Raw genomic sequence first — 495 nt, 5'->3', positions numbered from 1 at the left:
AGATTGTGTTCCCCGCGGCTATTCTGCGCCCGCCATTCTTCGACCCTGAGGCCGACGACGCAGCGAACTACGGCGGTATCGGCATGGTAATCGGTCACGAGATCGGCCACGGGTTTGACGATAAGGGTGCGCTCTATGATGGCGACGGCGCGCTGAATAACTGGTGGACCGAGGAGGATTTCGCCGAGTTCACCAAACGCACGAGCGCGCTTGTGCAGCAGTATAATGCCTACACCCCGGCGAACCTTGACCCGCAGAAGTTCCAGGTGAATGGTGAGCTGACGCTGGGCGAGAATATCGGCGACCTTTCGGGTCTGTCGATTGCGTTGAGGGCCTATGAGATTGCGCTTGCCGAGCAGGGCATCACCTCGCTGGCGGACGCACCGGTCATTGATGGCATGACGGCCGCGCAGCGCCTGTTCTGGTCCACCGCACAGGGATGGCGCACCAAGTCACGCCCGCAGCATGCGGAGATGATGATTTCGGTGGATCCGC

At 61.0% G+C, this 495-nt stretch carries 1 protein-coding gene; it reads left to right on the top strand.

Going from position 1 to position 495, the window contains the following annotated elements; genetic code table 11:
- On the top strand, positions 1-495 hold a 495-nt coding region (locus tag HMPREF2554_RS09290), incomplete at both ends, for a M13 family metallopeptidase (protein WP_141744392.1).

The sequence above is a fragment of the Rothia sp. HMSC071F11 genome, from assembly GCF_001809115.1.
GTDB lineage: Bacteria > Actinomycetota > Actinomycetes > Actinomycetales > Micrococcaceae > Rothia > Rothia dentocariosa.
The sequence above is the reverse complement of the archived record's forward strand: the minus strand, read 5'-3'. Positions and strand labels throughout refer to the sequence as shown.